The 15,853-nt window shown below is 71.5% G+C and carries 9 protein-coding genes; 7 read left to right on the top strand and 2 right to left on the bottom strand.

Annotated features, from left to right (window positions below):
• Both AB0389_RS13070 and AB0389_RS13065 read right to left on the bottom strand, forming a co-directional pair.
• Window positions 1–5,971 (bottom strand): type I polyketide synthase (locus tag AB0389_RS13070; protein ID WP_366395434.1); only part of this gene is annotated, 5,971 nt, incomplete at its 3' end.
• A gap of 138 nt (window positions 5,972–6,109) precedes the next feature.
• Window positions 6,110–7,144, bottom strand: a complete 1,035-nt coding sequence (locus AB0389_RS13065) for a GDP-mannose 4,6-dehydratase (protein WP_366395433.1) — start codon at window positions 7,142–7,144, stop codon at window positions 6,110–6,112.
• A gap of 328 nt (window positions 7,145–7,472) precedes the next feature.
• On the opposite strand from AB0389_RS13065, the gene AB0389_RS13060 reads away from it, so the two are divergent.
• From AB0389_RS13060 to AB0389_RS13030, 7 genes are all read left to right on the top strand, one after another.
• Window positions 7,473–9,230 (top strand): ABC transporter ATP-binding protein, encoded by a 1,758-nt coding sequence (locus tag AB0389_RS13060; RefSeq protein ID WP_366395432.1) that lies wholly within the window; start codon window positions 7,473–7,475, stop codon window positions 9,228–9,230.
• On the top strand, window positions 9,208–11,082 hold the full coding sequence (locus tag AB0389_RS13055) for an ABC transporter ATP-binding protein (RefSeq protein WP_366395431.1): 1,875 nt from the start codon (window positions 9,208–9,210) through the stop codon (window positions 11,080–11,082). Before AB0389_RS13060 ends, AB0389_RS13055 begins: the two co-directional genes overlap by 23 nt.
• A 52-nt stretch (window positions 11,083–11,134) precedes the next feature.
• Window positions 11,135–11,983 carry a metallophosphoesterase gene (locus AB0389_RS13050; RefSeq protein WP_366395430.1) on the top strand — a complete coding sequence of 283 codons (849 nt, stop codon included), beginning with the start codon at window positions 11,135–11,137 and terminating at the stop codon, window positions 11,981–11,983.
• The gene (locus tag AB0389_RS13045; RefSeq protein ID WP_366395429.1) at window positions 11,980–12,645 is read left to right on the top strand and encodes a 4'-phosphopantetheinyl transferase superfamily protein; all 666 of its coding nucleotides are present in this window, start codon (window positions 11,980–11,982) and stop codon (window positions 12,643–12,645) included. The genes AB0389_RS13050 and AB0389_RS13045 overlap by 4 nt, the downstream gene beginning before the upstream one ends.
• A gap of 178 nt (window positions 12,646–12,823) precedes the next feature.
• Window positions 12,824–13,852, top strand: a complete 1,029-nt coding sequence (locus AB0389_RS13040; RefSeq protein WP_366395428.1) for a glycosyltransferase family 2 protein — start codon at window positions 12,824–12,826, stop codon at window positions 13,850–13,852.
• Window positions 13,791–15,302 carry a DUF6056 family protein gene (locus tag AB0389_RS13035; protein WP_366395442.1) on the top strand — a complete coding sequence of 504 codons (1,512 nt, stop codon included), beginning with the start codon at window positions 13,791–13,793 and terminating at the stop codon, window positions 15,300–15,302. Before AB0389_RS13040 ends, AB0389_RS13035 begins: the two co-directional genes overlap by 62 nt.
• Window positions 15,303–15,455: 153 nt before the next feature.
• Window positions 15,456–15,776 carry an SCO5918 family protein gene (locus tag AB0389_RS13030; RefSeq protein ID WP_366395427.1) on the top strand — a complete coding sequence of 107 codons (321 nt, stop codon included), beginning with the start codon at window positions 15,456–15,458 and terminating at the stop codon, window positions 15,774–15,776.
• Window positions 15,777–15,853 lie beyond the last annotated feature (77 nt).

Genomic DNA, 15,853 nt, shown 5'->3' with positions numbered 1-15,853 from the left:
CACCACCACGCAACGCCTGCATCGCCCAGTGCAACGCCACCAACGACGACGAACACGCCGTATCCACCGTCACCGCAGGACCCTCAAGACCCAACGCATACGACACCCGACCCGACGCCAGACTCGGCGAACTCCCACCGCCCCGGAAACCCTCGAACTCCTCGTCCGACAGCACGGCGCTGTAGTCGCTGTACATCACACCCGCGAACACGCCAGTGGCGCTCCCCCTCAGCGACAACGGGTCGATCCCGGCCCGCTCCACGGCCTCCCACGACGCCTCCAGCAGCAGCCGCTGCTGCGAGTCCGTAGCGAGAGCCTCACGCGGGCTCATCCCGAAGAACGCCGGGTCGAACTCCCCCGCGTCATACAGGAATCCGCCCGATCGGGTGTAGGCGGTGCCGGGGTGGTCGGGGTCCGGGTGGTACAGCGCCTCGACGTCCCAGCCTCGGTTGGCGGGGAAGCCGGAGATCGCGTCGGTGCCGTCCGTGACCAGCCGCCACAGATCCTCCGGCGACTCCACACCGCCGGGATAGCGGCAGCTCATCCCGACGATGACGATCGGATCGTCGTCCGCCGCGGCGGTCCGGGCCGCCGGGACCGGTGTCTCGGCGGTCGTGCCGAGCAGTGCGTCGAGGAGGTATGCGGCCAGGTCGCGCACGGTCGGATAGTCGAAGACGAGCGTCGCCGGCAGCCGCAGCCCGGTGACCGTGGCGAGCCTGTTCCGCAGCTCGACCGAGGTGAGCGAGTCGAAGCCCAGCTCCCGGAAGGCGCGGGCCGCGTCGATGTCGGCACCGCCCGCGTGGCCGAGTACGAGCGCGACCTGCCCCTGGACGAGATCGAGGAGCAGGTCCAGCCGGCCGGCCGTGTCGAGCCGGCCGAGCCGCTGCACGAGCCCACCGGCGGTGCCCGCTCCGGAGACGGCGACCCGTCGGGCAGGTGACCGCCGCGCACGGATCAACGACCGGAGCATCGGCGGGACTTCGCCACGTGCCCGCAGCACCGGCAGATCAAGCCGTACGGGCACGGATACGGCATCCCCGCCGGCCAACGCCATATCGAAGAGCGCCACCCCCTCCTCCACCGACAACGCCGACACACCCGAACGAACAAGCCGATCCGCCTCGGAGTCCGCCAGACCCGACGTCATCCCAACCGCACGATCCCAAGGACCCCACGCCAACGACACACCCGGCAGACCCTCAGCCCGCCGACACTCCACCAACGCGTCAAGAAACGCATTACCCGCCGCATACGCCCCCTGCCCCGGACTCCCCAACACCCCGGCAACCGAAGAGAACACCACAAACGCCCCGAGCTCCCGCTCCCGCGTCAGCTCATGCAGATGCCACGCCCCATCCACCTTCGGCCGCAACACCCCACCCAACCGCTCCACCGACAGCGAACCAACCGTCCCGTCATCCAGCACCCCCGCAACATGCACCACCCCCGACACCACACGCCCCGCCAACAGCGCCTCCACCGAAGCACGATCAGCGACATCACACGCCACCACCGACACCACCGCACCCAGAGCCGACAACTCCGCCGCCAACTCCCCGACACCCTCAACCGCAGCGCCCCGACGACTCACCAACAACAGACGCCGCACCCCATGCACCACCACCAAATGCCGCGCCACGACCGCACCCAGGCCACCCGTCCCACCAGTGACCAGAACCTCACCCTCACCCCAGCCGACCAACGACGCGTCCACATCCACCGCCGCCACCGGCCGGCGCACCAGACGCCCCGCACAGACCTCACCACCCCGCACCACCACCTGCGGCTCATCCACACCCAGAACCCACAACGGCAGCGAACCCGCACCCAGCCCCACACCAGCCACCGGGCCCGGATCCAGATCCACCAGCCCGAAACACCCCGGATGCTCCGACTGCGCCGACCGCACCAACCCCCACACCGCAGCCGCCGCCACATCACCCCCACCCACCGCACCCCGCGACACCCACACCAACCGCACACCCGCAAACCGGGCCTCACCCAACCACCACCGCAACTGCTCCAACACAAGCCCCACCAGCACATGCGCCGCCCCCGCCACATCCACACCGGGTTCCGAGGCGAGCTGTACGAGGACGACGTCCGGCGTCGGTCCTTCACCCGCCGCCAGGGTGGCGAGGTCCGGATACGCGGCGATGGCGCCGCCCGCGAGCCCGAAGAGGTCGGAGCCGACCACGACGACCGAGCGCGGGGAGTGCGCGGCGTGCGGGGCGGCCTTCAGCGGGACCCAGTCCACGCCGAACAGCGCGTCGCGCACGCCGCCGAGCGGCTCCGCCGCGGCCGGGCGCAGAACGAGCGAGTCAACAGTGGCGACCGGCTCACCGGCGGCGTCCGCCACGGCGATCGCCACCGCGTCCTCGGCCACCGGGGTCAGCCGTACGCGCAGCGCCGTGGCGCCGGTCGCGTGCAGCGACACGCCCTCCCAGGAGAAGGGCAGCGCGCCGCCGCTCCCGGCGCCCAGCCCGGCGAAGGACGCCGTGTGCAGCGCCGCGTCGAGCAGGGCGGGGTGCAGTCCGAACGTGTCCGCCCCGGTGACGCCGGCCGCCGTGTCCGGCAGTGCGATCTCCGCGTACACCGCGTCGTCCCGCCGCCACGCGGCCCGCAGCCCCCGGAAGACCGGTCCGTACGTGAAGCCGTCCCTGGCGAGCCGCTCGTACAGGCCGTCGGTGTCGAGCGTCTCCGCGTCGAGCGGCGGCCACACCGTGGCGTCGAAGTCCGCACGCGCGCCGGGGTGTTCGCCGAGCGGGCCGGCGCCGACCAGCGCCCCGGTGGCGTGCCGGACCCACGGCGCGTCGTCCTCGCCGCCGTCGGCGCTTTCGGGCCGTGCGTAGACGTCGACCGTACGCCGCCCCGACCCGTCCGGATTGCCGACCCACAACTGGACCTGGACGGCGCCCTGTTCGGGAAGGACCAGCGGGGCGGCCAGGGTCAGTTCCTCGACGCGGTCGCAGCCGACCTCGTCACCCGCGCGCACGGCCAGCTCCAGGAAGGCGGTGCCGGGCAGCAGGGTCGCGCCGTGCACGGTGTGGTCCGCGAGCCACGGGTGCGACCGGAGCGACAGCCGTCCGGTGAGCAGGACGCCGTCGGAGCCGGCCAGCGAGACTGCGGCGGAGAGCAGCGGGTGATGGGCGGCGCCGAGGCCCGCGGCCCGGAGTTCGGCCGGCTGTCCCTGGGCGCCCCTGGGCCAGTACCTGCGGCGCTGGAAGGCGTACGTGGGCAGGTCGACGCGGCGCGCGCCGGTGCCCTCGAAGTAGGCGTCCCAGCGGACGGCGACGCCCCTGACGTGCAGCCCGGCCAGGGCCGCGGTGAGGGCACGGGTCTCGTCGCGGCCGGCGCGCAGGGCGGGCAGCGCGACCGCGTCCGTGTCCCCCGCCGCGTCCAGGCACTCCCGGGTGAGCGCGGACAGGGCGCCGTCCGGGCCGAGTTCGAGGTAGGTCGTGACCCCGAGGCGGGCGAGCCGGCCGACGCCGTCGGCATACCGCACGGTGTGACGGACATGGTCCACCCAGTAGTCGGCGGAGGTCACCCGGTCGACGGTCACGGGTGCGCCGGTGATGGTGGAGATCAGGGGGATCAGCGGCGCGTGGAGGGTCAGGCCGGCGACGATGTCGCGGAACGCGTCGAGCATCGGTTCCATGAGCGGCGAGTGGAAGGCGTGGGAGACGCGCAGCAGCTTCGTCCGGTGTCCCCGGGCCGCCAGGAGGGCGGCGATCTCCTCGACCCGCGCCTCCTCGCCCGCGAGGACGACGGCCGACGGGCCGTTGACGGCGGCGATCGACACCGCGCCGGTGTCTCCGGCGAGCAGGGGGGCGACCTCGTCCTCCGCCGCCTGTACGGCAACCATCGCGCCGCCGCCGGGCAGCGCCTGCATGAGCCGGCCCCGGGCCGTGACCAGCGCGGCGGCGTCGGTCAGGGACAGGACCCCGGCGACATGCGCGGCGGCGATCTCGCCGATCGAGTGTCCGGCCAGATAGTCCGGCTTGACGCCCCAGGACTCGACGAGCCGGTAGAGGGCCACTTCGACGGCGAAGAGCGCGGGCTGCGCGTACTCCGTACGGTCCAGCGCTCCGGCGTCCTCGCCCCACAGCACCTCGCGCAGCGGCCGGCCGGCGTCCCGCTGTCCGTCGAGCGCGGCGAGCGCCTCGTCCAGCGCGCGGGCGAACACCGGGAAACGCGCGTGGAGTTCGCGCCCCATGCCGAGACGCTGGGAGCCCTGGCCGGTGAAGAGGAACGCCAGCTTTCCGGCGCCGCCCATGGCGCCGCCCATGGAACCGCCGGCGGATCCCCGCACCACATCGCCCGCGCCATCGTGCTCGTCCGCGTCGTCCGGCCCCGCCAGCGCGGCGAGTGCGGCGCGTGCCGTGTCCCGGTCGGCCGCCAGGAGTACCGCGCGGTGTTCGAAGGCGGTGCGGGTGGTGGCGAGCGAGTGGGCGGTGTCGAGGACGGCCTGCGCCGGGTCGGTGTCCAGTGCGGCCAGCAGCGCGGCGGCCTGGGCCCGCAGCGCCCCCCGGGTCCGCCCGGAGAGGAGCAGGGGTACGGTGCCGGGCGCGCCGTCGCGTCGCGCCGGAGCCCCGCCGGCGTCCTCCGGAGTCTGGTCCCGCGGGGCCTGTTCCACGATGGTGTGCGCGTTGGTGCCGCTGATACCGAAGGAGGAGACGGCGGCCCGCCGGGGCGCGCCGGTCTCGGGCCACGGTGTGCTCTCGGTGAGGATCCTGACCCGGCCCGCCGACCAGTCCACGTGGGACGAGGGTGTGTCGGCGAGCAGGGTCGGCGGCAGGACGCCGTGGCGCATGGCCATGACCATCTTGATGATGCCGGCGACCCCGGCGGCGGCCTGTGTGTGGCTGATGTTCGACTTGACGGAGCCCAGCAGCAGCGGCCGGTCCTCGGGGCGGCCCTGTCCGTACGTCGCGAGGAGGGCCTGTGCCTCGACGGGGTCGCCGAGCGTGGTGCCGGTGCCGTGTGCCTCGACCACGTCGATCTGGTCGGCGGAGAGCCGGGCGCCGATCAGGGCCTGCCGGATGACGTCCTGCTGCGAGGGGCCGTTGGGCGCGGTGAGTCCGTTCGACGCGCCGTCCTGGTTGACCGCGCTGCTCCTGACCACCGCCAGTACGTGGTGGCCGTGGCGGCGGGCGTCGGAGAGCCGTTCCAGTACGAGGATGCCGACGCCCTCGGCCCAGCCCGTGCCGTCGGCGGTGTCGCCGAAGGACCGGCAGCGGCCGTCGGCGGAGAGTCCGCCCTGGCGGCCGAATTCGACGAAGGTGGCGGGTCCTGACATGACGGTGACCCCGCCGGCCAGCGCCAGTGAGCACTCGCCGCCGCGCAGCGCCTGGGTGGCGAGGTGGACGGCGACCAGGGAGGACGAGCAGGCGGTGTCGACGGTGACGGCGGGTCCGACCGTACCGAAGGTGTAGGAGATCCGGCCGGACAGCACACTGCCGGTGTTACCGGTGAGCTGGAAGCCCTCCGCGCCGTCGGCGGGGCCGACGCGGTAGTCCTGGGCCATGGCGCCCATGAAGACGCCGGTCTGGCTGCCCTTGACGGAGGCGGGGTCGATGCCGGCGCGTTCGAACGCCTCCCAGGCGGTTTCGAGGACGACGCGCTGCTGCGGGTCCATGGCGACGGCCTCGCGCGGCGAGATGCCGAAGAAGTCGGCGTCGAAGTCGGGTGCCTCGTGCAGGAATCCGCCGGATCCGGTGGTGGCGGCGGCGAGCGCCTCGGGGTCCCAGCCACGGTCGGTGGGGAAGGGGGTGATGCCGTTCCCGCCGGCCGCGACCATGCGCCACAGGTCCTCCGGGCTGCTGATGCCGCCGGGGTAGCGGCAGGTCATGCCGATGACGGCGATCGGCTCCTGGGCGGCCGTCTCCAGTTCGGTCACGCGCCGGCGGGTCCGCCGGAGATCCGCAGTGGCCAGCTTGAGGTAGTCCCGGAGCTTCTGTTCGTTGTCCATCTCAACTCAACCCATCTCGACAGCCAGCGGCAGAAGCGGCGGAACGTGAATCACCGCGGTGCGCGCATCGGAGAGCCCTGCGGCTGATGCGCGTGTATGTGTGGTCGGCGCGCGTGTGTTACCAGCTGGACGTGTGTGTTACCAACTGGAGGCGAGCAGCAGATCCCCGTATTCGTGTTCACGGGCGACCTGTTCGAGGTCCGCGTCGACCATCATCCGCATGAGTGCGGGGAAGTCCACGGTGGGCCGCCAGCCGAGCCGGCCGCGCGCCCGGTGGCTGTCCGCGCAGAGGATCTCCACCTCTGCGGGGCGCACCAGTTCGGGATCGATGACCACGTGTTCCTGCCAGTCGAGGCCGACATGGTCGAAGGCGATGCGTACGGCGTCCCGTACGGAGTGCATGGCGCCGCTGCCCACCACGTAGTCGTCGGGCTCGTCCGCCTGGAGCATCAGGTGCATCGCGCGTACGTAGTCGCCGGCGAAGCCCCAGTCCCGTACGGCGGAGAGGTTGCCGAGCCGCAGCTTGTCCTGGAGTCCGAGTTTGATGCCGGCCGCCGCCAGGGAGATCTTCCGGGTCACGAACTCGGCTCCGCGGCGCGGGGATTCGTGGTTGAAGAGCATTCCGGAGACCGCGTACATGCCGAAGGACTCGCGGTAGTTGCGGGTGATGAAGTGGCCGTACGCCTTGGCCGCGCCGTACGGGCTGCGCGGGTGGAAGAGCGTGGTCTCGCGCTGCGGGGTCTCGGCCGCCTTGCCGAACATCTCCGACGACGACGCCTGGTAGAAGCGGATCTGGCCGTGGCCGTCGTTGCGCTGGGAGCCGCCCAGGCCGCTCACCATGCGGATCGCCTCCAGGACCCGGAGCACCCCCATGCCGTTGACCTCGGTGACGAGTTCGGCCTGCTGCCAGGACATCGGTACGAACGAGATGGCGCCGAGGTTGTAGACCTCGTCCGGCTGCACGGTGTCGATGGCGGACACCAGGCTGGCCTGGTCCATCAGATCGCCGTCGACGAAGGACAGGTTCGAGGCGAGCCGGCTGATCCGGGACTTGCGCGGATTGGCCTGCCCGCGGATCAGTCCCCAGACCTGATAGCCCTCGGCGAGCAGATGCTCGGCCAGATAGGAACCGTCCTGCCCGGTGATTCCGGTGATCAGCGCACGCCTGGTCATACCCAACCCCTTTCTCTACACGGAGAGACCGGCCAAACGCACAGCTCGGCCGGTGGGACCTCGCATCGAATACGCTTCTGTCCGGACGATCGACATCGGCACGCTCGCAAGCCGCCGGGTACGGTGTCAAGAATTCCCGTGGTTACTAGGGAATTCCCGAGTCCGGCGCATCGGGGCCCGCAGACCGTCATCGAATATCAGTGCCCTTGCCGGACAAATATCGCCGCCCTGGGAATTCGGCGCGCACTCCAGTAACTTCTCGGCCTGTCGTGCGGTTTACTCAATGCGCCGACATCCAGGTCGACGCTGTCAACCGGAGCGCCTTTCCGTGCTGTTCAGACTCCTCCGTACTTATGTGCGCCCTTATCGCCGCGCGGTCACGGCGCTGGTGTTCCTCCAACTCGTCCAGATTCTCGGCACCCTGCTGCTGCCCACGCTCGGCGCCGCGATCGTCGACCACGGGGTCATCACCCGTGACAGCGGCTATATCGCCCGGGTCGGCGGGGTGATGGTCGCCGTGGCGTTCGTCCAGATCGCCGCGGCGACCGGCGCGGTGGCGCTGGCCGCCGGGACGGCGCTGGCGGTGGGCCGCGATCTGCGGTCCGCGGTCTTCCGGGGGGTGCTGGACTTCTCCGCCCGCGAGATGGGCCGGTTCGGCACCCCAACGCTGCTGACGCGCACCGTCAACGACGTCCAGCAGGTCCAGACGCTCGCCCAGTCCGGGTTCGGCATCGCGGTGGCGGCGCCCCTGATGTGTCTGGGCAGTGTGGTCCTGGCGCTCCGGCAGGACATCCCGCTCTCGCTGGTCCTGGTGCTGCTCGTCGTGGTCGTCGCGGTCGCCTTCGGGCTGCTGCTGGCCCGGATGGGGCGGCTCTACGAGCGGATGCAGATCCATCTCGACCGGCTGGGCCGGCTGCTGCGCGAACGGATCACCGGGGTCCGGGTGGTGCGCTCCTTCGTCCGGGACGGCCACGAACGCGAGCGGTTCACCCGTACCAACGGTGAACTCCTCGATGTGTCGCAGCGCGTGGGGCGGCTCATCGCGACGATGCTCCCGGTGGTGCTGCTCCTGATGAACGGGTTCATGGTCGTCGTCCTGTGGCTGGGTGCCCACCGGATCGGCGCCGGGGCCATGCGGATCGGTGCGCTCAGCGCGTTCCTCAGCTATCTCTCCCTCATCCTGATGTCGGTGGTGATGGTCGCGTTCGTGTTCCTCTCGGTGCCCCGCGCCAAGGTGTGCGCCGGGCGGCTCCAGGAGATCCTGACGACCCCGCCGAGCGTCGTCGCGCCCGCCGAGCCGGTGGGCACCGATCCCGGCGCGGCCGGCCGCGTCGAGGTGCGCGGGGCGGAGTTCCGTTTCCCGGGCGCCGAGAAGCCCGTACTGCACGGTGTCGATCTGACCGCCGGTCCCGGCGAGAGCGTGGCGGTCCTCGGCTCCACGGGCAGCGGCAAGACGACGCTGCTCCAGCTGGTCCTGCGGCAGTACGACGCCTGCGGAGGGTCGGTACGGGTCAACGGCGCCGATGTGCGGGACCTGGCGCCGGACGTGCTGAGCCGGGCCGTCGGCTTCGTACCGCAGCGGCCGTATCTGTTCTCGGGGACCGTGGCGAGCAATCTGCGCTTCGGTGATCCGCGCGCCACCGACGAGGAGCTGTGGCAGGCGCTGCGGACCGCCCAGGCCGCCGACTTCGTGGCGCGGCTCCCCGGCGGTCTGGACGCGGAGATCTCCCGGGGCGGCACCAATGTCTCGGGCGGGCAGCGGCAGCGGCTCTCCCTCGCGCGCACCCTGCTGCGCCGGCCCGGGATCTACCTCTTCGACGACTGCTTCTCGGCCCTCGACCACGCCACCGACGCGGCGTTGCGTACCGCGCTGGCGCGCGCGACGGCGGGGGCGACGGTGATCACGGTCGCCCAGCGGGTCGCCACGGTCCGCTCCGCCGACCTGATCGTGGTCCTGGACGGCGGACGGGTCGTCGGCCGCGGCACCCACGACACGCTGCTCAGGGACAACCCCACCTACCGCGAGATCGCCTTCTCCCAACTCACCGAGGAGGAAGCCGTTCATGGTCCCGCCGACCGCTCCTGACGACCCCACGGCCCACCCGCCCGGCCCCGCCGGCCACCTGCCCGGCCCCGTCGGCCACCCCGGCCCGGGCCGCCGGCTCCTCGGACTGCTCCGGCCGCACCGGCGGCACATCGCGTGGGCGCTCGTCATGGGCATCGGCGGGATCGTTCTCACCTCGTCAGGGCCGCTGCTGCTCGGCCGGGCCACCGACCTGATCGCCGACGGCGTTCTCGGCACCTCCGGAAGGGCCGCTCCGGGCATCGACTTCGGCCGGGTCGGCCGGCTGCTGCTGGTCCTGCTGGCGCTGTACGCCGCCGCGTCGCTGTTCATGCTCGCGCAGGGCCGGCTGACCGCGACCGTCGTCCAGCGGGTGGTGTTCGGGCTGCGGCAGGAGGCGGCGGACAAGCTCGCGCGGCTGCCGCTGCGCTACTTCGACCGGCACCCGGCGGGCGAGGTGCTCGGCCGCACCACCAACGACGTCGACAATCTCCAGCAGACCGTCCAGCAGACCCTCGCCGAGCTGATCACCTCGGTCTTCTCCATCCTGGTCATGCTGGTGCTGATGCTGGTGATCTCGCCGTCCCTGGCGCTGATCATGCTGGCGAGCGTGCCGCTGTCGGCCGTGCTGGCGGCGTGGATCAGCAAGTGTGCCCAGCCCCGGTACGCGGACCAGTGGGCGGCCACCGGCGCGCTGAACGCGCATGTCGAGGAGGTCTACACGGGCCATGCGCTGGTGAAGGGGTTCGGCCGGCGCGACCGGGCCGAGCGGGGCTTCGACCGGCACAACGACGCGCTGTTCCGGGCCGGTGCGAAGGCCCAGTTCCTCTCGGGCACCATCGAGCCCGCGATGATGTTCGTCGCGAACCTCGGCTATGTGGTGGTGGCCGTGGCCGGTGCGTGGAAGGTCGTGAGCGGGGCGCTGACCCTCGGCGACGTCCAGGCGTTCATCCTCTACTCGCGCCAGTTCAGCCAGCCGATCGTGCAGGTCGCGAGCGTGGCGGGCCGGCTCCAGTCCGGACTGGCCTCCGCCGCACGGGTGTTCGCGCTCCTCGACGAGGAGGAGCAGACCCCCGATCCGGAGCGGCCCGTCCGGCCCGAGCAGACCGTCGGCCGGGTGCGGTTCGACCGGGTGTCGTTCCGCTACGACCCCGGGACGCCGCTGATCGAGAAGCTGTCGCTCCTCGTGGAGCCCGGCAGTACGGTGGCGATCGTCGGGCCGACCGGCGCCGGCAAGACCACGCTGGGCAATCTCCTCATGCGCTTCTACGAGCCGGACAGCGGCCGGATCCTGCTCGACGGGGTGGACATCGCGACGATGCGCCGCGACGACCTGCGGGCGCGGTTCGGTCTGGTGCACCAGGACACCTGGCTGTTCGGCGGCACGATCGCCGAGAACATCGCGTACGGGCGGGCCGGCGCGAGCCGGGCCGACATCGTCGCCGCCGCGCGCGCCACCTGCGCCGACCGCTTCGTCCGTACCCTGCCCGACGGTTACGACACGGTGCTCGACGACGAGGCGGCGGGCGTCAGCGCGGGTGAGAGGCAGCTGATCACCGTCGCGCGGGCGTTTCTCGCGCAGCCCGCCGTCCTGGTGCTGGACGAGGCGACGAGCGCGGTCGACACCCGTACGGAGGTGCTGATCCAGCGCGCGATGAACACCCTGCGCGCGGGCCGGACCAGCTTCGTCATCGCACACCGGCTCTCCACCGTCCGCGACGCCGATGTCATCCTGGTCATGGATTCGGGGGACATCGTGGAGAGCGGCACCCACGACGAACTGCTGCGGCGCGGTGGCCTCTACGCGCGCCTGCACGCGGCCCGCGACCACGGAACACCCTCGTTCGCCGAGGCGTCGCCGCACACCTCCGCGTAATCTCGACGGATCGACAACCGGCTTGTGCATCCGACCGATTGAGGAGGGGCCTGTGCCCGACGGGAAACTGCTGGCCATCAGCGATCTGCATGTCGCCTACGACGAGAACCGCGCGATCGTCGAAGGGCTGCGCCCGGAGTCCGACGAGGACTGGCTGATCGTCGCGGGCGATGTCGCCGAGAAGTACGCCGACGTCGAATGGGCGCTGCGGCTGCTCGCCGGCCGGTTCGCGCGGGTGGTGTGGGCGCCGGGCAACCACGAGCTGTGGAGCCATCCGAGCGATCCGTGCGATCTGCGCGGCGAGAAGCGCTATCTGCATCTGGTCGCGCTCTGCCGGGAGTTGGGCATCGCCACCCCCGAGGACCCCTATCCGGTGTGGCGGGGGGCCGGCGGGCCGGTGGCGGTGGCGCCACTGTTCGTGCTGTACGACTACTCGTTCCGCGCCCCCGGCACGACCACCACGGCCGAGTCGCTGCGGGTCGCGCGCGAGGCGGGCATCGTCTGCACCGACGAGTACTTCCTGCACCCGGATCCCTTCGAGGGCCGGGACGCCTGGTGCTGGTCGCGCGTCGAGGAGACCGAACGCCGGCTGTCCGCCGTCGACCCGGCCCTGCGGACCGTCCTCGTCAACCACTTCCCGCTGGTGCGCGACCCCACGCGGGTCCTCCACTACCCGGAGTTCGCGCAGTGGTGCGGTACGGAACTGACCGCCGACTGGCATGTGCGCTTCCGTGCCGCCGCCGTGGTCTACGGGCATCTGCACATCCCCCGGGTCACCTGGCACGACGGGGTGCGCTTCGAGGAGGTGTCGGTCGGCTATCCGCGCGAGTGGCGTAAATGGCCGCCCCGGACCCCGCTGCGGCAGATACTCCCCGAGCCGGCCGGGCGGGAGGAGCGGTGATCGCCTCGATCCTGCCCGCCGATGTCGCCGCCGAGGCCGCGTACGGGGACTTCGCGCCGGAGCCCGCCGACACGCTGTTCCCGCAGGAGAGCGAGCGGATCGCGCGGGCCGTGCCGAAGCGGAAGCACGAGTTCACGACCGTACGGTTCCTGGCCAGGCGCGCGCTGCTGCGCCTCGGGCAGCCGCCCGTACCGCTGCTGTCGAACCCGCGCGGCGCGCCGCGGTGGCCCGACGGGTTCGTCGGCAGCATGACGCACTGCGACGGATACCGGGCGGCGGCCGTCGCGCGGTCGTCGCGGACGGCGGCGCTGGGCATCGACGCCGAGCCCGACGCGCCACTGCCGGAAGGGGTGCTGGACGCGGTCGCGCTGCCGGACGAGACCGAGCGGCTCAAGCACCTGACGGAGCGGCATCCGGGGGTCAGCTGGGACCGGCTGCTCTTCAGTGCCAAGGAGAGCGTGTTCAAGGTGTGGTATCCGCTCACCGGGCGCGAACTGGACTTCTCCCAGGCGGAGATCTCTTTCGATCCGGTCGAACGGACTTTCAGCGCCCGGCTTCTGGTGCCAGGTCCGCTGGTCGACGGCCGGCGGCTGGACGTATTCGCCGGGCGCTGGATCGCGGAGCGCGGGCTGGTGGCGAGCGTCATCCACATTCCCCGGTGAGAGGTCGCCGTAACCGGCGATATCGCCCCTGAAAAGTACTCCAATCATATGTACGCCATGCCGTGGTGACGCTTGAGCGGAAGATCGCATCGCCCTATGGTTGCCACGGCAGCTCTTCGACGACGGCATTCCGCAGTGATTTCTTCGCGTCGCCGCGCGCTGAGGCGTATGGAGTGAGATGACCAGGGTCCAGGTTTCCATTGTCGTACCGTGTTTCAACGAAAACGAAGTGATCGGGGAATTCCACACCGCTCTGCTCGCCGCCCTCGAACCCACCCGGCAGACATTCGAGATCTGTTACGTGGACGACGGCAGCCGCGACGGGACCGGGCGGCGGCTGGGGGAGCTCGCGGAGACGGATCCCCGGGTCCGTTTCACCTCCTTCAGCCGTAACTTCGGCAAGGAAGCCGCCATGCTCGCCGGGCTGCGGATGTCCCGGGGCGACGCGGTCGTTCTCATGGACGCCGACCTCCAGCACCCGCCCGGTCTCGTCCCGCGCATGCTGGAGCTGCACCGGCACGGCTACGACCAGGTCGTCGCCCAGCGCGACCGGACCGGCGAGGGCGCCGTGCGGACCGCGCTGAGCCGCGCGTACTACCGGCTCGTGCGCCGCTGCATGGATGTCGCGGTGGTCGACGGAGCGGGCGACTTCCGGCTGCTGTCGCGGCGCGCGGTGGAGAGCGTGCTGTCGCTGCCCGAGAGCAATCGTTTCTCCAAGGGCATCTTCTCGTGGATCGGCTTCGACACCGCCGGCTTCACCTACCGCAATGTCCAGCGCGCGGCCGGGCAGTCCAAGTGGGGCGGACGGAACCTGCTCAACTACGGGATCGACGGGCTGCTCTCCTTCAACAGCCGCCCGCTGCGGCTGGCGATCCACACCGGCCTCTGGCTCTTCCTCTCCGCGCTCGGATACGCCCTGTGGATCATCGCGAATGTGGCCCTCAACGGCGTGGACGCGCCCGGCTACACCACGCTGATGACCGCGATCGTGGCGCTGAGCGGAATTCAGCTCGCCACCCTCGGGATCATCGGCGAATACGTGGGCCGTATCTATCACGAAGCGAAACGCCGTCCGCACTATGTGATCCGCGAGACGGACGAATCACGGGGACGGTTCGACCCGATGGGGAAAGGCAGTGGTGTACATGGCCTCGGGCGCGTCGAGCGTCACCGTCCCGAGACAGCCGGGCAGGAGTCCCCGGCCTGACGGCGCGCCGGCCCCGAGGCGCCCCCGGCGCCCCGCGTGGACGGCGCACTGGGCCCCGGCGCTGGCGCTCCTCCCGCTCGCGCTGCTCGGCATGGGCGCCTGGCTGGGGCGTCATGTACGCCCGGCGGCCGACGACTGGTGCTTTCTGCCCATCGTCCGCGACCACGGTGTCTCCGGGCTGGTGGCGAAGTTCTACGGCACCGACAACGGACGGCTCGGAAACGGTCTGCTGGTCGGGCTGTACGCGAAGTACCCGATCGCGGGACACCAGTGGTTCGCCCTGGTCAGCGCGGTACTCGTGCTGGGGCTGCTGTGGGCCGTGACCGCCCTGCTGCTCCGCGCGGCCGGCCGGACCGCGCCGCGCGGGGTGCCGCTGCTGGTCGCGGGAATGGTCACGGCGGTCTTCCTCTTTGCCACCCCCAACACCTACAAGACGTTCTACTGGCCCGCCTCCTCGGTCTCGCACACCGTGGCGCCGGTCCTGGCCTGCGCGGCCGTGCTGCCGCTGCGGTGGGTCCGCTCGCGCGCGGGCCGGATCGCCGCGCCGGCCGCCGCCTTCGCCGTGGGCTGTTTCATGGGGACGCTCTCGGAGGAGGCGTCGGTCGTCGCGCTGGTGGTGCTGGCGGCCGTCCTGCTGGTGAGCGGCCGGATCCTGCACACACGGGTACGGTCCTCGGCGCGCGTGTGGTGCGTGGCGGGGCTGGTGGGCGTGGCCATCGGTACGGTCGTGCTGATCACCTCCCCCGGATCGCGCAACCGCCGTGAGCGGTACGGCGCGCAGACCGCCTCCCTGTTCGCCCCCGAGTCGCTCGGCGGGGCGCTGGGCGGCTTCCTCCAGATCCTCGGGACCCTCCTGACGACCTGGCAGTATCTGGGCGCGCTCGCCGCCGGGGTGCTTCTGGGGCTGCTCGTACGGGACCGCGCGGGCCGCCCGCCCGCGCTGCGTACCGACCGGCCCGCGTATCTGCTGGCCGCCGGCGTCGTGACCTTCCTGACCGCCGGGTACCTCTGCACCGTCATCACGTACCCGCTGTTCGGCGCGTCGGTGTCGAGCGCGTCGCGGACGTGGAACGACTACCTGGTGCTGTACGTGCTGCTGCTCGCGGGCGGCGGAGCCCTGCTGGGCCGCGCCCTGCGCCGGCGGGCGCGGCGTACGGACATCGTCACGGCGGTCGGCGCGGCGGTGTGCGTGGCCGCCTGCGTCGGGCTGGCCGTGCCGCTCGGTGAGCTGGGTACGGACATGGCGCTGCGGGCCGGCCGGTGGGACCGGCAGGACCGGTGGCTGCGGGACGGGGCGGCGCAGGGGGTGGGGGTCCTGCCGTACAGACCGCTGCCGATCAGGGGAATGGGTGAGCCGTTCGGCGGGAATGGCCGCAGATCGTGGCCGGCCTCGTGCGTCGCCGACTACTACCGTCTGGAAAGGATCACCTACGTGCGGCAACTGCCCTGATCAGGGAGTACGGGCAAGTGCCTGAGTCATTTCCCGGAGTTCCCGGTGGCACGGAAGTCGCGGCGGTAGCGAGGGGAAATCCTTGGTTCCCGGGCGGGGTCACCTGTGGGATGCTGAAGGTATCCGCATTTCCCTTCTTCCCCCTGAGGCATTATGCGCTGCGTCATCGCCCGCTTCCCCTTCGAGTTGGTCAAGAGCGAGGTGCAGCAGTCGATGAAGGGCATCAAGCCCGAGCCCATCACCGGTGAGTCCGTGGTCATCGGCCGTCGCAGCTATCCCGTCAAGCAGGTGGGCGAAGTGATCACGCGGCAGGACCGCCGTGATTTCACCGCGTTCGAGATCACGAGGGCGCTGACCCGGCTCGGGTTCACCGTGCATCCCGTTCCGGCCCCCGAGGAGCCCGCGGCGCTCAGCCCGCTGGAGACCGCGTCGGCGCTGCTCGGCCCGGCCGCCACGGCCGACGCCCCGCAGTAGGCCCGGCGCCCGCACCCGGCACGTAACGACGAAGCTCCGGTACCTGTGAGGTACCGGAGCTTCGTCATGTACTGCCG

Source organism: Streptomyces sp. NPDC093109 (genome assembly GCF_040701725.1).
Classification (GTDB): domain Bacteria; phylum Actinomycetota; class Actinomycetes; order Streptomycetales; family Streptomycetaceae; genus Streptomyces.
This window is presented reverse-complemented; position numbering and strand designations above follow the sequence as displayed.